This is a genomic window from Tepiditoga spiralis (assembly GCF_014701195.1).
Lineage (GTDB): Bacteria > Thermotogota > Thermotogae > Petrotogales > Petrotogaceae > Tepiditoga > Tepiditoga spiralis.
The window spans coordinates 2,146,010-2,167,431 of record NZ_AP018712.1 but is presented as its reverse complement, the minus strand read 5'-3'; the positions used below and the strand labels follow the sequence as shown (position 1 = coordinate 2,167,431).

The following is a 21,422-nucleotide window of genomic DNA, read 5'->3' as shown; positions in this document are numbered from 1 at the left end:
ATGTCTGTACCTGCTAAATTAAGAGAAAAATATGAAAAATTAAAAAAAGAAATAGAAGAACACAATTATAGATATTATATAAAATCAGATCCAATAATTTCAGATACTCAATATGATAAAATATTTAAAGAATTAATAACTCTTGAAGAAAATTTTCCTGAATTAAAAACTCAAGATTCACCTACTCAAAGAGTTGGTGGAATTATTGTAAATGAATTTAAAAAAGTAGAACATACATTGCCAATGTTATCTTTAGATAACACTTATAATGAAAAAGATATAATTGACTTTAATCAAAAGATAATTAAAAATTTTCCAAATGTAAAATATTATTGTGAATTAAAAATAGATGGTGTATCAATATCCTTAAAGTATAAAAAAGGTAAATTAATACAGGCTTTAACTAGAGGAGATGGAATTTTTGGTGAAGATGTAACCCAAAACATAAAAACTATTAGAAGTATCCCTTTAAATTTAAATGAAAAAATAGATATAGAAGTTAGAGGGGAAGTTTTTATGCCAATAAATGAATTTAAAAGAATAAATGAAGAAAGAGAAATTGAAGGCTTAAATATATTTGCAAATCCAAGGAATTCTGCAGCTGGAACTTTAAAACTTTTAGACTCCTCAAAAGTATCTAAAAGAAGATTAGATGCTTTTATTTATTATATTTTATTTCCAAATAATTATAATTTAAAAACACAAGAAGAAGCTATGATTTTTTTAAAAAAACTAGGTTTTAAAATAAATGAGCATAATAAAATATGTAAAAATGAAAATGAATTAATCGATTATTGGATATATTGGAGTAATAATAGAAAAAATTTAGATTATGATATAGATGGAGCTGTTGCAAAAGTAAATGAATTTTCAATGCAAAGAGAACTTGGAGAAACTTCACGCGCACCAAGATGGGCAATTGCTTTCAAATTTAAAGCTGAAAGAAAATTGACTCAGATAAAAAATATTAAATTACAAGTTGGAAGCAGTGGCATAATAACTCCTGTTGCAGAATTTGAAGCTATACAACTTGAAGGTTCTACTGTAAAAAAGGCTAGTCTTCATAATTTTGAATATATAAAAGAAAGAGATATTAGAGAAAAAGACTTTGTTTATGTTGAAAAAGCTGGTGGTATAATACCACAAGTTGTAGGTGTAAAAATAGAAAAAAGAACGGGTGAAGAAAAAATTATTTTAGAACCCCAAAAATGTCCTGAATGTGGTGGAAAAACAGGGAAAATTAATCCTTCAGAAGTTGCAATAAGATGTTTAAACCCACTTTGTCCTGCAAAATTAATACGAATATTAGAAAATTTTGTATCAAGAGATGGGATGAATATAGAAGGATTAGGACCAAAATTAATAGAAAGAATGGTAAAAAGCAAACTGATTTCTGATCCAAGTGATTTATATTATTTAAATTCTTTTAAACTTGCAACGCTTGGAAGTGGAATAGGCATAAAAACCATAAATAATCTTCTATCAGAAATAGAAAAATCAAAAGACTCTGATTTAGAAAATTTATTATTTGCATTAGGTATACCTCTTGTTGGAATTAAAAATGCTAAAAATCTTGCCATAAAATTTAAATCAATTGACAAAATTCAAACTTCAACATTACATGAATTAATGGAAGTTGAAGGTATAGGAGAAGATATGGCGCGTTCAATAAAAGAATTTTTTAATCAAGAAGATGTAAAAAAAATACTTTTGAAATTAAAAAATGCTAATGTAAATACTGTTTATAAAAAAGAAGTAAAAGAAGGAAAATTATCAGGGTATATAGTTTCACAAACTGGCGAATTAAAAAATATGAATAGAAGGGAATTCTCTAAATATGTAGAAAGTAAAGGTGGTATTTTTTCCAATAATGTAACTAAAAAAACAAAAATATTAGTGGTTGGAGAAAATCCAGGAAGCAAATTAGAAAAAGCAAAAAAATTTGGAATATCAATTATGTTAGAAGAAGAATTTTTTAAAAATTATAATTAAAAACTCAAGGAGGAATAAAATTATGTTGAAAGAAAAATTAATGGAAGATTTAAAAAAGTTCATGAAAGAAAAAAATCAAATTGCTTTAAATACAGTAAAATTATTGAGATCAGAAATAAAAAAAGCGGAGATAGATACACAAAAAGAACTAAATGATGATGAAATTATAAAAATAATAAAAAAGCAAGTTAAAATGAGAAACGAATCAATAAAACAATTTAAAGATGCTGGAAGAAATGACTTAGTAGTAAATGAAGAAAAAGAAATAGCGTTTTTAAAAAATTATTTACCAGAAGAAATGAGTGAAGAAGAAATAAAAAATATAATAAGTTCAATAATAAAAGAAATGAATGCAACACCTAAACAATTTGGATTAGTAATGAAAACTGCTATTCAAAAAATTGGAAATCAAGCAGATGGTTCTATAATATCAAAAATAGTAAAAGAAATTTTAGGATAAAATGAAAAAATATATAGTTTTCTTTATATTATTATTTTCTGTTTTTATGTATGCACAAAGCATGGTAAAAAATATGATGTTAATAACAATCCATGATAAACAATGGATTACTAATCGTGTTGCAAAAAAAATTTCCGAATTATCAGAGTATATGTATAATACAAAAATTATAGAAAAAACACCTTATGGTTATATAACAGATGATTCAACAGAAGTTTGGGAAAATATAAATATAGAGGCAGATGTATATTTAAATATTACTTCAGATGCTTCTACTAATAAAATTAGAGCCTATGGAAGTTTTAAAAATGGAACATTTGATCTGTCTTCAGATATAAAAGATACAGAAGAATGGGTAGAATATTTTTCTGGAAAAACTTTAGAAAAAATAGCAGAAAATAGATTTTTATATGATAAAACTTGGGATGTTTTACAATTAACTTATTGGAAAGGTGTAGATGAATATCCTATTTATTCTAATGGTAAATTATATTTTATAAGTGATAGATATAGTGGTAATAGAGAAATAAATATAATAAACTTTAAAACAGGATATCAAACTACTATACAACTTGAATTATCCTCAGAATATTTTCCTGATGTATCACCAAATGGAAAGTATGTAGTTTTTCAAACATCAATGTTTGGAAAATGGGATATAGTATTGTACAATACTGAAACAAGTGAATTTAAAAGAATTTCTCCAGAAGGATTAAATGCTTATTCACCTTATTTTTATGATGATTCTTTAATTTTATTTAGTATGGGAACAAAAGAAAATAAAAACATAATGGAAATATGGATTTATGATATATTGAATGATGAAGTAAAACAAATTACAAATGATAAAACTATTATGAAATTTAGACCAATAAAATGGAATAAAAATAAAATAGCTTTTTATGGTCAAGATCTAAAAAATGCTGACTTAAATATTTATTATATTGATAATGAAAAAATAAAAACATTATTAAACGGTGAATACAATCAAGCTGATTCATGGTCAGACGGTTCAAATCTCTTGTTATATTCACAATTTCAATTTGGAAATTTTAGAATATTTTCTTATGATAATAAAAATATAAAAAATCTAACTTATATGATATCGGACGACTGTTACTACCCAAGTTTTTCACCAGATAAAAAATTTGTTTTTTTTGGAGTTTATTATAAGGATAAAGAACCAGATATTTTTGTAATTAGAAGAAATTAAATATTTAATTCATAAGTGAGTAAAAAAAAATTAAATTTAAAAGGGTATAATGATTTAAAATGATGCCGGGATGGTGGAATTGGTAGACACGTAAGATTCAGATTCTTATGAGAGAAATCTCGTACGGGTTCAAATCCCGTTTCCGGCACCATACTTAGCAGACAAAAAAGTCTGCTTTTTTTAAAGGAGTGATTTTATGAGAAGTGTTTTTCGAGATATAACAGATAATTTTTTTGAAATTTTATCATATAAAAAAGAAGAATGGAATAAATTCTGGCATATTTATAAAATTAAAGTTCCATATGTTGAATTGTATCAAAAAAAGAACGAATTAAGTGATGAAAAAATATTAAATAAATTATTTTCTTATGGAAGAAAATATTTAGATGAAATGTTTTGGTATAAATTTGAAAATGCTGAAAAAGTAAAAACAGAAATTATAAAAATGGTTGGGAAAAATGTACAAAAATATAATTTACAAAGAGGAGATTATACAGTAAGAATAATTGGTTTAACTGGCGATAAACCTTATGAATTTGTTGATACTTATGCAGGAACTATTATATTAATTGATTATTTATATTTTTATAAAAATAAAGAAAAAACGACAATAAAAGAAATTATGGACAAAGCTATATTAGACTTTATAGAAAATAATGAAGTAAATGAAAAAAAAGCTAATTTTTGGATAACATATGATGAGATAAAAAAAGTAGTTTATGATAATAAAAATAAAAATATTGCAATGAAAAAAATAGTAAAAATATTAGATAAAAGATTTGACTACTTTGACTGGACTGGTTTTTATCTTGTTGAAAATAATGAATTAAAATTAGGCGAGTTCATAGGTGAACCTACAGAACATAAAAAAATAAAGTTTGGAGAAGGTATTTGTGGTCAAGCTGCCGAAACTCAAAAAACTTTTGTTGTAAAAGATGTAAATAAAGAAAGTAATTATTTATCTTGTAGTCCTAAAACAAAATCTGAAATAGTAGTTCCGATTTTTGGAAAAAATAATTCTATTGTTGGCGAAATAGATATAGATAGTCATAAGGTTAATGCTTTTGATGATGGAGATAAAGAATTTTTAGAAAATATAGCAATACTTTTAAAAAAATACTTTTAAAAAAATAAAATTGGTTTTTAAAACCAATTTTATTTTTTTTATGCTACCTTTTTATTAATATTTTTCTTTCATATCAACTATATTTTTTGGTTTACCAGTATTAATATACGATTCAATATTTTCAATTGTCCAGTCAATACTGTATCTAACTGATTCTTCATTAAATCCAGCTACATGTGGGGAAACTATAACATTTTTAAATGTATGTATAGGATACTTTGAAGGAATTTTATATTTATTTTCTTTATTTGGATAATCATACCAAACATCTATAGCTGCTCCTGCCAAAATATTATTTTTAATGCTTTCATAAAGAGCTTTTTCGTTTACTATTGGTCCTCTACCAACATTTATTAAATACTTACCTTTCATTTTATATAAAATATCTTCACTTATTAAATTTCTTGTTTTTTCTGTTAATGGAAGGGCCACAAAAATTATATCACTTTTATTAACAACATAATTAATATCATTACTCAATTCATCAAAATTTTCTACTTTATTATTAATATTTTTTTTGAAACCAATTGTTTTACATTCAAATGGTTTAAGATACTTAGCAATGTATCCACCTATACTCCCTGTACCTAAAATCCCACATTTTTTTTCTCTAATGCTTGTCCAAGAAGTATTTGGTTTTTCTCCAATAGTAAATCCATGCCAAATTCCTCTTGAAAGATCATTATGAAATTCTGGAATTCTTCCAAGAAGCGATAAAGCTAATGCTATAGCTCTTTCTGCAACTATTTTTCCATTTCCCTTTGCATTTGCAACAATTATTTTTTTTTCAATTATTTCATTCGAAGGTAATATATTTACTCCTGAATATGGAACAAAAATAATTTTTAAATTTTTAGCTTTTTTAAGTTCTTCTTTTGAAATAGTCCCTCCAATTAAAGCATCAACTTTTGAAATATCAACATTTTCATCAGTTATTATTTTTAATTTATACTTATTTTCAAGATAATTTATCTTAGTTTTCCAATAATCATTTAATATATGTCTAAATAAAAATATCATGCATTTTACCTCCATCATTTTTAATAACTTTACTATTATTATACAACATGAATAAATATTATACAAATATTATTTTGACATATTAATTTATTTGTTATATAATATAAATGAGGTGTTAAATATGCAAAAAAAAATACTGATTGTAGATGATAGTAAAGTTTGGAGAGAATTTTTAAAAGACTCATTAGAAAATAAAGGTCATATAGTAGAAGTTGCTAATGATGGAATAGAAGGAATAAATAAGGCTTTTGATTTTTTACCAGAAGTAATTATAACAGATTATGTAATGCCAAAAATGAATGGCATACAACTTTGTCGGTTTATAAGAAGTTATAATACATTTAAAAGTGCTGGAGTAATTTTATTAACTGCTTCAGAAGATACTCTTAATTCTTTTTGGAGTTTAAGAAGTGGTGTTGATTTATTTATAAAAAAATCATCTGATAATAAAAAAATGTTAAATGAAATTCTTAATTTTTTAGAAAACAATTTTAATGTAGAGTGGTCAAGAGAATTATATAAATATAGAAAAGAACCATTTGGAGAACTTGTTGATATATTAGAGGAAACTTTGAAATTTGAAATAATAAATAAAGAAATTTTAAAACTATCGAATTATATTAATGACGATGAATATATGATGAGAAGAATATTTATGATTTTAAAAGAATTAATAGATTTTGAAAATTTTTATTTAATGATTCTTACATCAAGCTCTGGTAGAATTTATGCTTTTTCAAGTAATAATTCAAAAATAAATCAAAAAATATTGAAAAACAAATTATTTTATTTATTACAAAAACCAATTACTCCATCTGAATGGGTATACAAAGGAAATATGTTTGAAGAAAAAATACTTAGAGAACCAGCTAATTTAGTTTCATTTCCAATTGTTCATGAAAGTAATGAAATAGGATTAATTTCTTTTGAAAATCCAAAACAAAAAAATGAACTATATGATTTTTATGGAAGCATAGCAGAAAATCTTGGAATATTAATTTATTCCATAAATACTTTTATAGAATATAAAATGGCTTCAGAAATTGATTCTTTGACAAAACTTTATAATAAAAAAAAGATATTATCAAAGTTGTCAGAATACATACATTTATTAAAAAGAGAATATATTGAATTATCAGTTGCAATGTTTGACATAGATGACTTTAAAAAAATTAATGATACGCATGGTCATTTAATTGGTGATTTAGTTTTAAAAAATATTGGTAAAATAATAAAAAATTCTTTAAGGGAAAGTGATTTTGCTGGTAGATATGGAGGAGAAGAGTTTTTTATACTATTACCTTATACTAATGTTGAGCTAGCAGGGAATATTTCTCAAAGAATATTAAAAAATATTGAAAGTTTTGATTGGGAAAAAGAAATTAATAAAAAAATAAATATAACTATTAGTGGAGGTATTTCTTCTGTAAAAAAAGGTGATTTAATTACTACAATTATAGAAACCGCTGATAAAAATCTTTATAAAGCAAAAAGAGCTGGAAAAAATAGAATATTTATTGAAGGAATAGAAAAACAAAAAAGCTGTTAATTTCAACAGCTTTTTTGTTTTTCTATTTTTTATTGGTGGAGACGGCGGGAGTCGAACCCGCGTCCGGAAATAACGCACTTAGAGCATCTCCGAGCGCAGCCCAAGTTTGAAATTCGGTTAATTCCGCTACTTAGGCAAAGCTAAATCAACCTATCGTTATAAATTTTCCAAAGTAACCCTAACGAAAAAATTACTTTGTAAGAACTCCTAAATGACGTTCATTAGTTTGGCGGAGTTCATTACAAACTAAGAACGAGCTAACCTATTAGGCAGCTAATGCGTAATTTTCTTCTGCGTTTATATTTTGTGCTGTTGTTTAACGAAGGTAACAGCAACCTCGGCTCGCTTCTCTAAGAAAGCTATCCCCGTCGAATCCGGAACGCCCCCAAAAGTATTATATCATTATTTTATTTAAATTTCAATTACTTTTTAATTATTTAAAAGTTTCCCAATGCCAACGTAATTTATTTGCTATTTCTCTATCTTTTTCTTGTAAATAAGGAACTAATTTAAAATCGTTTATTATAATTTGTAAAATAGAATCTAATATTAAAGCTCTTGATGAATTTTCTTTTGAATTATTATACTTATCAACTAAAACATCTATACCTTTTTTAGTTGGAACATGGCTTATACCCATAATTGCTATTTCTTGTACAGCATCATCATCATCTAAAAAAGTTGTTAGTATATCTAAATATCTTTCCTCTTTTGTAAGTCTCCAAAGATGTTCTACTATTATTGGAAATGCTCTTTCATCAGTATAATTATTTATCATACGTTCTAAATAAGGTATTATTTCTTTATAACCATTTTGAGATAAAATCTCTGCTAAATATAACATAACCATATCATCTTCTAAGTTTTTATCAAATCTCTTTTTAAAATCTTCAAACAAGTATTCATTTGCACTTTCACCCATTACTCCAATTACATCTCGTGCAAGTTCTCTTGTATCAGGATCACTATCTTCTAATAACTTTACAAGATTTGGTATAGCCTCTATACCTTTTTCTTCAACTATTTTTTGTATTATATCTTCTTTATACATAATTATAACCTCCTTTAATACACAATATTTCCATACATATCTTTAATTTCTTTTTCTCTATCAACGTTCTTTAATTCTATAATTTTGGAATATACACTGTTATTTTCTTTATTCTTTTGAATTTTAAAGTGTTTTGTTCCAAAATTGGCAACTTGTGGCATATGTGTAATTGTTATTATTTGTTTTTTTGAAGATAATTCATTTAATTTTTTTCCAACAGTATCTGCCATTCTTGGACCAACTCCAGAATCGACTTCATCAAAAAGCATTGTATCTACATAATGATTTTTTCCAATAACTTCTTCCATTGCCAATAAAATTCTTGACATTTCTCCTCCAGAAGCAATTTTATTTAATTTTAAAAAATCACTTTGTGGAGTTGTTTTTAATAAAAGTTCACAACTATAAAAAGAATTTATATCTGGTTCTGTTTTCTTTTCAAAATAAAAATCAATTTCAGCATGTGGCATATTTAAATCTTTTAAATTATTTTCTATATTTATTTTTAATTTTTTTAAATATTTCATACTTTTATTAATTATAAATTCACTTTCTATTTTCATTTTCTCTTTTAAATCTTTTATTTGTGGTTTTATTTTATCCATTATTTTTTGTAATTCTTGATATTCCAATAAGTCTTTTTTCATTGTTTCATATTTTTCAATAATATCTTCTATTGTAGGACCATACTTCCTTTTTAATTCAATTATATTATTTAATTTTTCAGATATCAATTGTAACTCGTCCTTATCAACATCTAATTCAAAAAGCTTTGATTCAAGCATACTATAAAGCTCATTAACTTCTTCTTGTATAGAGAGAGCTAAATCTGCTTCAGTATTAAAACCATATTTTGATACTTTATTTATATTGTATACTATATCTCCAACTAAATTATAAACATTTATTTCACTATCTTTTAAAATAGAAAGATTTTCATATACATTATTTTTAATTAATTCAACATTATTTAGAGCATTAAAATGTTCAGTTAATTCATCATCTTCGCCAATTTTAGGATTAACTACTTTTATTTCATCTATTTGATACTTTAATAAATCTATTTTTCTGTATACTTCAGATGGATCTGAAGGTAATTTTTTTAATTTTTTATTTAATTTTAAATATTCATTAAATAAATTATCATATTTTTTAAAATCATTTGTAAATTTTTTTCTTAAAATATTAAAAATTAATTTATTTTGATATGAGCTATCTCTGAATATAACGTTTGAATCTTGAGAATGTATTTCTATTAAATATTTTCCAACAGTTTTTATTGTGCTTTTTGGAACTATTGTTCCATTTATCCTAAACAAAGTTTTTTTTAACGAAAAATTTGCAGATATAATCAATTCATTATCTTCAATATCAATATATTTATTAAGTATGTCTTTTATACTTTCTACAGTAAAATAAGCTGATATACTACCATCATTATTTTTCATATTTGAAGGTATATTTCCAGTTGTTAAAGCTTTTATAGCTGATATAAACATAGATTTTCCTGCACCTGATTCACCTGTTAATATATTAAATTTTTCATCGAAATTAACATGAGCTTCTCTGAACAAACCAAAGTTTTTAATTGACAAAGAAATTAGCAAAGTTTTCACCAACCCATTATTGTTTATATTTTAATTATATCATATTTTTTATTACTGAATACTAAAAAAAATATTTCATAAGCAAATTAAGGTTTTTATTTTTTAGCTTCATATAAAATTTATGATATAATAAAATGAGGTGATGAAAATGAAAAAAAGACTTCCAATAGGACGAAGTGACTTTAAATCATTAATAGATGACAATATGTACTTTGTAGATAAAAGCATGTTAATCAAAGAAGTTATTGAAAGTGGAGACGTTCTATTAATAACAAGACCAAGAAGGTTTGGGAAAACTCTCAGTCAATCTATGATGAAGTACTTTTTTGATATTACTCAAAATAACGAATACCTCTTTAAAAACTTAAAAATATATAAAGAAAAAAATATAATAGAAAAACATTTAAATAAACATCCAGTTATATACATCACCTTTAAAGATTTAAAGTCTAATAACTTAAAAAAGATGCATGCTTTATTAACAATGGAACTTTCAAGATTATATACAAAACATGAATATGTTTTTGAAATATTGAGTGAAAAGGAAAAAATTGTATTTAAAGAAATAATGTTAGAAACAGCAGATGATGCTAAGTATGAAAATTGTATAAGAAGTTTATCAGAATATATGGAAAGATACTATGGTAAAAAGGTAATAATATTAATAGATGAATACGATACTCCCATTCAACAAGCTTACTTACATGGTTACTATGATGAAATAATATCTTTAATTGGTAACTTGTTTGGCATGGCATTAAAAGATAACGTATACCTTGAAAAGGCAGTTCTTACTGGTATAACAAGAGTTTCTAAAGAAAGTATCTTTACTGGTGTGAATAACTTAAAGGTTTCTACTGTATTGAATGAACTATTCAATGATAAGTATGGTTTAACTAAAGAAGAAGTTGAAGAAACATTGAAGTATTATGAACTTGAATACGAGGAAAGTGAAGTTATAGATTGGTACAATGGTTATAATTTTGGTGGTGTTGAAATTTACAATCCTTTTTCTATAATAAACTTAGTAGATGAAAAAAAGATAAGACCATATTGGATGAATACTAGTGGAAACTACTTAGTTAAACAATTAATAAAACAAGGAAGTGCTGAATTAAAAGATAAAATTGAAAAACTAATAAATGGTGAAGAAATTGAAAGTACAATAAATGAAACTATGGTTTATGGAGACTTAAACAATAACTTAGAAGAGTCTGTATGGACATTATTTTTATTCAGCGGATATTTAAAATGGACAAAAAATATAAATCATGATTATGAAAGATATACTTTAAAGATACCAAATAAAGAAGTAAAAATATTTTATAATAAAACTGTAGTATCTATGCTTGAAGAAGAAAGAATAAAACTAAATAATATATTAATAAATCTAATAAATGGACATATAGAAGAGTTTAAAGAAGACTTTCAAAAACTAACTATGAATACATTGAGTTACTTTGACGTTAACGGAGAAGAACCAGAAAGATTTTATCATGGACTAATACTTGGAATGAGCGTTGGATTAAAAGAAGAGTACATAATAAAGAGTAATAGAGAAACAGGACTTGGAAGAGCAGATGTTATTTTAATACCAAAAGATAAAACAGATAAAGGAATAATAATAGAGTTTAAAAAGTTTTATAAAAATGAAAAAACACTATTAAACAGTGCACAAAATGGACTAAAACAAATAAATGAAAAAAGGTATGAAGAAGATATAAAAAATTATGGAATAAATGATATAATAAAAGTTTCAATAGCTTTTGATAAAAAAGAGGTTGAAATTGTTAGTAATTTGGATAAAGATGTTGAATTAACTCCAGAAGAAAAAATTGCAAAAGAGCTATTAAAAAATGGAGTTGATATAGAAATTATTTCTAGAACAACAAATTTATCTATTGAAAAAATTAAAAATATGCTCAATTGATTAAAAACAAGCTGTAAAAATTATTGATTTTTACAGCTTGTTTTTCAGTATTTCATTTTTAATATCTTTAAGTGATTTTGTTAAATAAATTTTTTCAGCTGTTTTTTTACCTATTCCATTTATAGAAGATAATTCCTCAACTGATAAATTTTTAAAATCAAATGGATATTCGAGTACAGTCAAAGATCTTGAACCATGATTAACAACTATTCCATCGAATTTTTCTAAAAGTTCTTTCTTTTTTTTGATTCCGGCGAGTATTGGATATGTTGCTATTTGTCTTGAAAAAGAAATATTTCCTTTTACTTCTTCTACGAATAAATCTTTTAAAATTGCTCCTTCTGGAAAAACTTTTTTTATCATTTGATTGTTATATACATCCATAAATTCTTTGAATTTTATAAATTCTTTTTTATTTATTTTTATTTTATTTAGTTTTTTTGATAATAATGTTCCTGGGAACATCATTACTTGTCTAACATTTATTCTTCTCAATAATAAATTTTCATTCAATATTTTGTTTAAGTATTCTTTGTTTTTATTATAGGTGTTTTTAGTTTCACCTATTAATCCATACAATAAGTTTATTCCAGGTAATAATTTTGGTATTCCATTTTTATCTCGTTTGCTTCCTATTTCGTTAACTATTCTTATGGCTTTTAAAGCTTTTTCAGAGTTTAAGGCTATGTTGTTTAGTTTTGCAACTTCATCATCAAATGTTTCTATGCCAAAAGACAGTATATCACCAGATGTATTTTTATTTGAAATTATTTCAAGAATTTTTTTTGCTTCTTTTTCATTATTTACTATAAATTCTGGATTTGCATTGTCTGTATGTAAAACATTACAAAAATTTGAAACTTCTGAATATAATTCATTAAATATTTCTGGGTTTGGATTTCCATTGTTAAATGTTATTCCATAAGCCAAAAAGTTAGCACTTCTCCCAAATCTAAAGTTTGTGGCTCCATTTGCATTCAATGCTTTCATTTCGTTTATTATGCCATTTAAACTTCTTTCTCTATACATTCCATGAAGTATTGGTTCTGTGCAAAAAGAACAAAAACCAGTTTTTCTATCGCACCCTTTTGATACTTCTATTTCTAACATTACATTTGGGTATCTTTCATGCATTTTTATAATACCAGCACCATAGGGAGCTATTTTATCTATTAATTCATAACTACTCTTGGAATTTAAATCGAACTCATCTGATACGGGATAGTCAAATAAAAATTTTTCTATGTCTCCTTCAACAATATACTCAACATTTTCTTCTATAAAATCTTTTAAAGATATAGCTTTTTTACCACCTGTTATTGTGTATCCTTTTGTTATAGGTCCTCCTATTACTCTGAGTGGTTCTTTATTTAATTCAAAAATTTTCTTTATTTCATTTAAATTTATAGGAGTTCCACCAAGATAATGACCAGGTACAGTAGTTCCAGCTATTATTATAAGATATTCATATGAATTAAATGATTGCCATAAATTTTTTTCTCTTATTTTATCTATTGTATAATAATCTACTTCTATTCCATGATACCTTAAAGCTCCTGCTGCGTATCTAACATATGGGGAAATATAAGGTGGAACACCTAATACTGCAGGTTCATCAACATATCCATCAATAATTATTGCCTTCATTTTAACACCTCTAATTAAAAGATATGAAAATTATAGCATATTTATTTTAATTTTTTTAATATGAAAAATTTAAAATCTTGACAAACTATTTTTTGTTATGATATAATCATATTATTAATTTTATATTATATGTATAATTTATTTTAAAAAATAATCAAAAAATTAAGGAGGTTTTTGTATGATTAAGTACTTTTTTTTCCGTTTTTTTCCATTTTTTTCTCATATTTTTTCTTTAGAATATAGGGAATACCCTACTTCTAACTTTGATTTTGATCCAGGTTTTGGAGCTAATATGAATCAAATGGGCTCTTCTTTTATTTCTGCCATGTGGGTATTTATGGTAACTATTTTTGTGATTGTTTTTATTACATATGTAATATCTTTGTGGAAAATATTTAGTGATAATAACATTCAAGGATGGAAAGCATTAATACCAATTTATAATATTTATGTGTTATTAAAAATGTTAGATATGTCTGGATGGTGGCTTATACTTTATTTAATAGACTTTGGATATATAACTAGTGTGTTAATAAATTATAAGTTAGTAAAAAAATATGAAAAAATATTACCTTTTATTGTTGGACTTGAGATATTACCTTTCATCTTTTATCCAATTTTGGCTTTTTCAAATAAAACACAAAAACACTTTAAAACATATAGAGAAAACGATGATATCGATGATGAATTATAAAAATAGATGTTTGCTTAGCAAACGTCTATTTTTTTTAATATACACAATTTTATGGTATAATTATTTGTAAGATAGAATAAAGGAGGATTTTCAAATGGCTAAAAAAATAAAAAGTATTGGTGGAAGATCGCTTAAAGGTGGAAAATCAAAAAAGCCTAGTATGGCTCATCTTTTACAAGAAGCTCAAAAAACTCAGTCAGCAATGGAAGAAGAAATGGCAAAATTAGAAACACAACTTGCAGATATGACTGTAGAAGCCACTAGTGGTGGAGGAGTTGTAAAAGTTGTTGCAAATGGTAATTTAAGAATAAAAGATATAATTATATCTGATGAACTTGAAGATGAAGATATAGAAATAGTTAAAGATATGATAATGGCAGCAACTAATGAAGCTATTGAAAAAGCTTCAAATTTAAAGGAAGAAGAAAGTAATAAAGTAAGTGAAAAATATCTTGGTGGACTTCAAAGTATGGGACTTGGTTTTTAATAAATTAACATTATTTTAGTTATCCTTTATAAAAATAAGAGTATAATTTCATTGAGAAAAAAATAACCACTTAAAATTAATAAGTAATATTCGAGGGCAGATACTAAAAAAGTTTAGAAAACCTTAGAGGGGGTGCTTTTTAGCATGGCAGTAAAAGTAGCTATTAACGGTTTTGGTAGAATTGGAAGACTTGCATTCAGACTTATGTTTGATAATCCTGAATTTGAAATTGTTGCATTAAATGATTTAACTGATGCAAAAACACTTGCACTTTTATTGAAGTATGATTCATCACAAGGTAAATTTCCTGGCACAGTTGAAGCAGGAGAAAATGCTATTATTGTAAATGGAAAAGAAATTAAAATTTTAGCAGAAAAGAATCCTGCAGATCTTCCTTGGGGAGAAATGGGAGTAGATGTTGTATTAGAATGTACAGGTTTCTTTGTACAAAAAGATAAAGCAGCTTTACATCTTCAAGCTGGAGCTAAAAAAGTTGTTATTTCTGCACCAGCAAAAGGTGATGTTCCAACAGTTGTTTACAATGTAAACCACGATATACTTTCTGGTGAAGAAGATATAATTTCTGGTGCTTCTTGTACAACAAACTGTCTTGCACCAGTTGCAAAGGTTTTAAATGATAAGTTTGGAATTGTTAAAGGTATAATGACAACAGTTCATTCTTATACAAATGATCAAAATACTCTTGATGCTCCACATAGAAAAGGAGATATGAGAAGAGCAAGAGCTGCTGGAGTTAACTTAGTTCCAACAACAACAGGTGCTGCAAAAGCAGTTGGTTTAGTTCTTCCAGAATTAAAAGGTAAATTAGATGGAATGGCTATGAGGATTCCTACTCCAACAGGTTCTTTAGTTGATTTAGTTGTTGAATTGAAAAAGAATGTAACTGTTGAAGAAATAAATGCAGCAATGAAAGAAGCTTCTGAAACAAACTTAAAAGATACATTGGGTTATACTGAAGATCCTATTGTTTTAACAGATATAGTTGGAATAACATACGGTTCTTACTTTGATGCACAATTAACAAAAATAGTAGAATCAGATGGAAAACAAATGATAAAAGTTGTTTCTTGGTATGATAATGAAATGAGTTATACAGCTCAGCTTGTAAGACTCGTAAAACATTTTGCAACATTAATTAAGTAATAAATGAGCGGAGCTTTCGAGTTCCGCTATTTTATTAATAGGGAGGAATAATAATGTCAAAAATGACAGTTAGAGATATAGATTTAAAAGGTAAAAAAGTTATAATGAGAGTTGATTTTAATGTTCCACTAAAAGATGGGAAAATAACAGATGAAACAAGAATAAAAGCAGCTCTTTCTACTATAAAATATGTTCTTGAGAAAGGGGCTAAGGTTATATTATTATCTCATCTTGGAAGACCAAAAGGAGAAGTAAAACCTGAATTTTCTTTAAAACCTGTTGCTAATAGATTAAATGAATTGCTCGATGGAAAGGTAAGTTTTATAGACAAAACAAGAGGTGAAGAAGTAGAAAAAGCTGTAGAAAGCTTAGAAGAAGGTAAAGTTTTAGTAATTGAAAATACTAGATTTGAAAAAGGTGAAACAAAAAATAATGAAGAATTAGCTAAATATTGGGCTTCACTTGCAGATATTCATGTAAATGATGCTTTTGGTACAGCTCATAGAGCTCATGCTTCTAATGTTGGAATAGCTTCTAATATTCCAAGTTTTGCAGGATTTTTAATGGAAAAAGAAATAAAGTTTATTGGCGGAGTTAATGATAATCCAGAAAAACCTTACTCTGTAATTCTTGGTGGAGTTAAAGTTTCAGATAAAATAGGCGTTATAAATAACTTACTTGAAAAAGCAGATAATATTTTTATAGGTGGAGCTATGATGTTTACTTTCTTAAAAGCTATGGGGAAAGAAATAGGTTCATCTTTATTTGAAGAAGATAAATTAGATCTTGCAAAGTCACTTTTGAAAAAAGCAGAAGAAAAAGGAGTTAATTTTATACTTCCTGTTGATACTGTAATTGCTCAAGAATTAAAAGCAGGGGTAGAAACAAAAGTAGTAAAAATAGAAGATGGAATTGAAAAAGGTTGGATGGGACTTGACATAGGACCAGAAACTGTAAAATTATTTAAAGAAAAGATGGCAAACTCAAAAACAATAGTATGGAATGGACCAATGGGTGTTTTTGAAATAGATGAATTTTCAAATGGTACAAAGTCAGTAGCCGAGATGATAGTTGAATTTACAGAAAAAGGAACAACAAGTGTTATTGGTGGTGGAGATTCAGCAGCTGCTGCTGAAAAATTTGGACTTGCAAAGAAGTTTTCTCATGTTTCTACAGGTGGTGGTGCTTCATTAGAATATCTTGAAGGTAAAAAATTACCAGGAATAGAAGCTATTGTTTCAAAAAAAAAAGTAACTGATAAAAGATATATCTTAGCAGGAAACTGGAAAATGAACAAAACAACAACTGAAACAGCTGAATTTTTAGCAAAACTTTCTGGAAAAATAGGAAATAAAAGTTCTTATGATGTTGTTGTATGTACACCTGCTGTTTCATTACAAAAAGCAGTGGATATTGTATCTTCTACAAATATAAAAATTGGTGCAGAAAATATGCATTATGAAGATAAAGGTGCATTTACTGGTGAAATATCTTCACACATGTTAAAAGATATAAATGTTGAATATGTTGTACTTGGACATTCAGAAAGAAGAGATATTTTTGGTGAAACCGATGAATTAATAAATAAAAAAATAATAAAAGCTTTAAAAGAAGAATTAAACCCTATTTTCTGTATAGGAGAACACCTTGAAGAAAGAGAAAAAGATTTAACTTTCAATGTAATAGAAAGACAAATAAAAGAAGGATTTAATTCAATTAATGCAGAAGATGCAAAAAAAGTTATTATTGCTTATGAACCAATTTGGGCAATAGGTACTGGAAAAGTTGCAACACCAGCTCAAGCTCAAGAAGTTCACGCTTATATAAGAAGCTTATTAGCAAAAATGTATGACGAAGAAACAGCAAATTCTATATCAATTCTTTATGGTGGAAGTGTTAAACCGAATAATTACTTTGGTTTATTCACTAAAAAAGATATTGATGGTGGATTAGTTGGAGGTGCTTCTTTAACAGAAGCATTTGTTGAACTTGCAGAAATAATGGATTTAGTTATTGAATAATAAAACAAAAAAATACACTCTTTAATTAGAGTGTATTTTTTTTATTAATAAAAAAATTAAATAAAACTAAATTAAAAAAATGATATAATTAATAGTGAAGTGTATGTTGAATTGAGTATAAAAATAAAAAGAAGTGATTTATATGTATAAGCTATATGATATAGTAAAAACTAAAATAAATATGATGTTTCGACATGAATTTTTTTTCTAATTCTACAAAACTAGTTTTTAAAAATATAAAATCATTATTTATTAAAAAAGTGGGGATTTTTGTGAAAAAAGAAATAGATGCTTTAATATATGCTAAAAGATATTATTCAGCTATTATAGGATATGAAGAAGATCCATATTATACTGAAGATGCTGCATATTTTCGTAAAATGGCAATAATAAAACTCAGAAAATTAAAAGATCCTAAAAATAAAAAAGAAATAAAATTAATATTGAAAAACACCGATAATATTTTAAGAAGAGAAAAGAAAAAGTTAATAGATAGGCTTTCAAGAATTTCTAGTATGGATAGAAAAGAATTAAAATATTTAGAAAGAATATAAATAAAAAAATTTTTTATATTAATAATTAATAAAAAAGAACTGTTGAAGTATTTAGTGAGATTAAAAATATCTGAAAAATTATTTATTAATATATTTAAATAAAATTGAAAAAGGTTGTGGTTATTATGAAAAAAACAGATGATAAGATTAAAAATGATTAATTTATTTAAGTATATGGAATGGATGGAAATAGAATTAGATAATTGGAAATTAAAAAAAGATGCTCCAGATTATGTAAAAAAAGAGTGGGAAAAATATAAAAAAATTGATGAATTAAAAAAAATAGATATAGATATAAAAAATAAAAACACTCCTTAATAAAGTGTTCCATATAAAATGAATAACAAAAAAATGTCGATACGAATCGCATCGACATTATTAGAACTCACATAAATATCTATGGAGGCAACGATGGGATTCGAACCCATGCGTATCGATTTTGCAGACCGATGCCTTACCACTTGGCTACGTTGCCTCAAATAATAAAGAGTTTCCAAAGAAACTCTTTATTTATGGCGGGGACGACGAGACTCGAACTCGCGGCCACAGGTGTGACAGACCCGCATGCTAACCAACTGCACCACGTCCCCACTACGGAAATATTTTACCGTATTAGTGATTACATTTCAAGTTATTAATAGTTAAAATTTTGTTACTATTATTTAGTTTCTTCTTCTTTTTCTTCAACTTCTTTTATTGTTACTTTTTCTTTTATTATATCAGCTACTTTTGATTTTAATACATCCCAAACTACATCATTTAAGAGCTTTTGATTTGAATAAATTGTTTCTTTTGCTCTTTCAACAGGCATATACCACATTTGAGCTATTGCTTTTATAGATTCCATTATTTCTTCTTCTTTTACTTCGAGATTGTGTTCTTTAGTTAATGTATCAACAACAACTAATTCCTTTACCCATCTTTCAGCAGTTTTTTTAACTTCTTCAATTAATTTTTCTTTATCATTATCATATTTTGCTAATTCTTCTTCTAATTTACCTTCTTTTTCCATTGATTCCATATAGCTTTTAACATAAAATTCTTTAGTTTCTTCTGATAAGTCAACTTCTGTTTTTGCTGGGATTTCTCCAATTATGTAGTTTCTTACGAAGTCGTCATTCCATTTGCTAAATACTTCTTTTCCTTCTTCTTCATATTTTGCTTTTAATTCAGAAATTGAATTAAATTCTGATCCTATTTCTCTTAAAAATTCATCTGTTAATTCAGGAATTGTTCTATTATAAACTTCTTCTAAAGTTACTATATATTTGTATTTTTTATTTTCATATTCTTTTTCGTATTCTACAACATCACCTTTTTCTTTTCCAACTAATTTAGTAACCATAGGTCTTTTATCATCTTCATAAAGAACATATTCATTTTCTTTATCTTTTTGTAATTCTTTTCCTTCTTCGTTTAAAACAGTATATTTAACTCTTATGAAGTCGTTTAATTCTGCTTTACCTTCTTTTGGTTCAACAATGGCATTTGATTCAAGTAATGTTTTTATCTTATCTTCTATAAATTTTTCTACAACTTTATCTGATTTAGGAGCTTCTACTACAATTTCTTCAAATTTTGTATTTAGTAGTTTTGGATAAGCATGAACCAATATTTCAAATTCAACATTACCATTTTCATTAGCTGTTGATTCTACTGTTGGAGAAAAAAGAAATTTTTCTTCTTTTTCAATATCCTGAACTGCTTTTTCTAAAAGTGTATCATTTAACCAATTATTGAAATTTTCACCTAATCTTATTTTTATTATTTGTTTTGGAGCTTTACCTTTTCTAAAACCTTCAAATGAATATTCTTTATTAACTTCTCTAACTATATAATCTTCAGTTTTTTTAACTTCATCACTAGGAATTTTTACAAGAATTCTTTTAATATTTTTATCCTCTGATAGTATTTGTTTTTCCATTTTATAATACCTCCATAATATTTTTTTGCCTTTATATTATACAGTTTAAATACTTTTATTTTGTTAAAATTAAGTCAAATTTCATTGTCTTGTGTAAAATTCAGTGTAACAAAGACATTTTTAACCATTTTTTTCTTATAGTTAAATTTACATTAAATTTATTATACTATAATATAAATTGTACTAATAATATGGTAAAATATTAATCGAGAGTGAATTTTAAGATAAGTAACTATTAATTGTATAAAAATTTTTTAGGAAGGTATCATATGATCAAAAAAGTGAATTTTAATGAAATTGATATTATTACTGGTAAAAATAATGATATACTTGAATTTATTTTAAATCAAAAAACAAAAGAAAAAATATGGATAACAACATTAAATGCCTTAATGTATATGGAATATTTAAAAAAATCTGATTACAATAAAGCAATTAAAGAATCAACTTTTTCAATTCCAGATGGGTTTGGAATAGTAAAACTTTTAAAAAAATATGATATTTTCACAGAAAAATGTTCTGGAATAGAAACTATGAAAGAAATTTGTAAAAATTCAAAAGATGGAATTTATCTTTTAGGATCTAAAGAAAACAATGTAAATAATGCTGCAAAGAATTTAAAAAAATTATTTAATACTAATATTGTTGGGGTTCATCATGGATATTTTTCAATAAATGATGAGGAAAAGATAATATCAGATATTAACTCTTCGAAGGCAAAATTTTTATTTGTAGGAATGGGTATACCAAAACAAGAACTTTTTATAATGAGAAATTATGAAAAGTTAAATATTGATTTTATTATGGGAGTTGGTGGAAGTATAGACGTTTTTGCTGGGAAAGTAAAAAGAGCTCCTGCTTTTTTTCAAAAATTTGGATTAGAGTGGTTATACAGAATGATTTGTGAGCCTAAACGTTTAAAAAAATTTCCTGATTTAGTTAAATTTTATTTAAAAATATATATGAAAAAATAAATATGTAGT

18 protein-coding genes, 3 tRNA genes and 1 other RNA gene are annotated in these 21,422 nt (G+C 25.5%); 14 read left to right on the top strand and 8 right to left on the bottom strand.

Going from position 1 to position 21,422, the window contains the following annotated elements; genetic code table 11:
• From ligA to IGS63_RS10090, 5 genes are all read left to right on the top strand, one after another.
• The gene (ligA, locus tag IGS63_RS10110; RefSeq protein ID WP_190614666.1) at positions 1 to 1,992 is read left to right on the top strand and encodes an NAD-dependent DNA ligase LigA; all 1,992 of its coding nucleotides are present in this window, start codon (positions 1 to 3) and stop codon (positions 1,990 to 1,992) included.
• A 22-nt stretch (positions 1,993 to 2,014) separates the two neighbouring features.
• On the top strand, positions 2,015 to 2,452 hold the full coding sequence (locus IGS63_RS10105; protein ID WP_190614665.1) for a GatB/YqeY domain-containing protein: 438 nt from the start codon (positions 2,015 to 2,017) through the stop codon (positions 2,450 to 2,452).
• Position 2,453: 1 nt separating this feature from the next.
• Positions 2,454 to 3,665 carry a TolB family protein gene (locus IGS63_RS10100; protein WP_190614664.1) on the top strand — a complete coding sequence of 404 codons (1,212 nt, stop codon included), beginning with the start codon at positions 2,454 to 2,456 and terminating at the stop codon, positions 3,663 to 3,665.
• 64 nt (positions 3,666 to 3,729) lie between these two features.
• Positions 3,730 to 3,816 (top strand) — tRNA-Leu (locus IGS63_RS10095).
• A 45-nt stretch (positions 3,817 to 3,861) separates the two neighbouring features.
• Positions 3,862 to 4,791, top strand: coding sequence for a GAF domain-containing protein (locus IGS63_RS10090; RefSeq protein WP_190614662.1), 930 nt, complete (start codon positions 3,862 to 3,864; stop codon positions 4,789 to 4,791).
• Positions 4,792 to 4,845: 54 nt separating this feature from the next.
• Here IGS63_RS10090 and IGS63_RS10085 read toward each other — a convergent pair whose 3' ends face one another.
• Entirely contained in the window at positions 4,846 to 5,811 is a 966-nt protein-coding gene (locus IGS63_RS10085; RefSeq protein ID WP_190614661.1) for a 2-hydroxyacid dehydrogenase, read from the bottom strand.
• 121 nt (positions 5,812 to 5,932) lie between these two features.
• Here IGS63_RS10085 and IGS63_RS10080 point away from each other — a divergent pair, with 121 nt between their 5' ends.
• Positions 5,933 to 7,360, top strand: coding sequence for a GGDEF domain-containing response regulator (locus IGS63_RS10080; RefSeq protein WP_190614659.1), 1,428 nt, complete (start codon positions 5,933 to 5,935; stop codon positions 7,358 to 7,360).
• Positions 7,361 to 7,393: 33 nt separating this feature from the next.
• Here IGS63_RS10080 and ssrA read toward each other — a convergent pair.
• The 3 genes from ssrA to IGS63_RS10065 all read right to left on the bottom strand — a co-directional run bounded on the left by ssrA (position 7,394) and on the right by IGS63_RS10065 (position 10,027).
• Positions 7,394 to 7,747, bottom strand: a transfer-messenger RNA (tmRNA) gene (ssrA, locus tag IGS63_RS10075).
• Positions 7,748 to 7,793: 46 nt separating this feature from the next.
• Complete coding sequence (locus IGS63_RS10070) at positions 7,794 to 8,411, bottom strand: HEAT repeat domain-containing protein (RefSeq protein ID WP_190614657.1); 618 nt, start codon at positions 8,409 to 8,411, stop codon at positions 7,794 to 7,796.
• A 14-nt stretch (positions 8,412 to 8,425) separates the two neighbouring features.
• Positions 8,426 to 10,027, bottom strand: coding sequence for an AAA family ATPase (locus IGS63_RS10065; RefSeq protein WP_190614655.1), 1,602 nt, complete (start codon positions 10,025 to 10,027; stop codon positions 8,426 to 8,428).
• 139 nt (positions 10,028 to 10,166) lie between these two features.
• Between IGS63_RS10065 and IGS63_RS10060 the strand changes: the two genes are divergently transcribed.
• Positions 10,167 to 11,948 (top strand): AAA family ATPase, encoded by a 1,782-nt coding sequence (locus tag IGS63_RS10060; RefSeq protein ID WP_232521212.1) that lies wholly within the window; start codon positions 10,167 to 10,169, stop codon positions 11,946 to 11,948.
• Between the two features lie 30 nt (positions 11,949 to 11,978).
• Here IGS63_RS10060 and IGS63_RS10055 read toward each other — a convergent pair whose 3' ends face one another.
• Positions 11,979 to 13,595, bottom strand: a complete 1,617-nt coding sequence (locus IGS63_RS10055; RefSeq protein ID WP_190614651.1) for a radical SAM protein — start codon at positions 13,593 to 13,595, stop codon at positions 11,979 to 11,981.
• Between the two features lie 178 nt (positions 13,596 to 13,773).
• Between IGS63_RS10055 and IGS63_RS10050 the strand changes: the two genes are divergently transcribed.
• The 6 genes from IGS63_RS10050 to IGS63_RS10025 all read left to right on the top strand — a co-directional run bounded on the left by IGS63_RS10050 (position 13,774) and on the right by IGS63_RS10025 (position 18,833).
• Positions 13,774 to 14,289: a DUF5684 domain-containing protein gene (locus tag IGS63_RS10050; RefSeq protein ID WP_190614649.1), complete on the top strand. Its 516-nt coding sequence runs from the start codon at positions 13,774 to 13,776 to the stop codon at positions 14,287 to 14,289.
• A gap of 94 nt (positions 14,290 to 14,383) precedes the next feature.
• Positions 14,384 to 14,776 carry a YbaB/EbfC family nucleoid-associated protein gene (locus IGS63_RS10045; protein ID WP_190614647.1) on the top strand — a complete coding sequence of 131 codons (393 nt, stop codon included), beginning with the start codon at positions 14,384 to 14,386 and terminating at the stop codon, positions 14,774 to 14,776.
• A gap of 144 nt (positions 14,777 to 14,920) precedes the next feature.
• The gene (gene gap / locus IGS63_RS10040) at positions 14,921 to 15,940 is read left to right on the top strand and encodes a type I glyceraldehyde-3-phosphate dehydrogenase (protein ID WP_190614645.1); all 1,020 of its coding nucleotides are present in this window, start codon (positions 14,921 to 14,923) and stop codon (positions 15,938 to 15,940) included.
• 53 nt (positions 15,941 to 15,993) lie between these two features.
• Positions 15,994 to 17,961, top strand: a complete 1,968-nt coding sequence (tpiA, locus tag IGS63_RS10035; protein ID WP_190614643.1) for a triose-phosphate isomerase — start codon at positions 15,994 to 15,996, stop codon at positions 17,959 to 17,961.
• Positions 17,962 to 18,233: 272 nt separating this feature from the next.
• Entirely contained in the window at positions 18,234 to 18,515 is a 282-nt protein-coding gene (locus IGS63_RS10030; protein ID WP_190614642.1) for a hypothetical protein, read from the top strand.
• A gap of 138 nt (positions 18,516 to 18,653) precedes the next feature.
• A complete protein-coding gene (locus IGS63_RS10025; protein ID WP_190614640.1) occupies positions 18,654 to 18,833 on the top strand; it encodes a hypothetical protein in 180 nt (59 codons plus the stop codon).
• An 82-nt stretch (positions 18,834 to 18,915) separates the two neighbouring features.
• Here IGS63_RS10025 and IGS63_RS10020 read toward each other — a convergent pair.
• From IGS63_RS10020 to IGS63_RS10010, 3 genes are all read right to left on the bottom strand, one after another.
• A tRNA-Cys gene (locus IGS63_RS10020) sits at positions 18,916 to 18,990 on the bottom strand.
• Positions 18,991 to 19,028: 38 nt separating this feature from the next.
• Positions 19,029 to 19,105: transfer RNA gene (locus IGS63_RS10015), tRNA-Asp, on the bottom strand.
• A gap of 68 nt (positions 19,106 to 19,173) precedes the next feature.
• On the bottom strand, positions 19,174 to 20,439 hold the full coding sequence (locus tag IGS63_RS10010) for a trigger factor (RefSeq protein ID WP_190614638.1): 1,266 nt from the start codon (positions 20,437 to 20,439) through the stop codon (positions 19,174 to 19,176).
• A gap of 269 nt (positions 20,440 to 20,708) precedes the next feature.
• Between IGS63_RS10010 and IGS63_RS10005 the strand changes: the two genes are divergently transcribed.
• Complete coding sequence (locus IGS63_RS10005) at positions 20,709 to 21,413, top strand: WecB/TagA/CpsF family glycosyltransferase (protein ID WP_190614637.1); 705 nt, start codon at positions 20,709 to 20,711, stop codon at positions 21,411 to 21,413.
• Positions 21,414 to 21,422 lie beyond the last annotated feature (9 nt).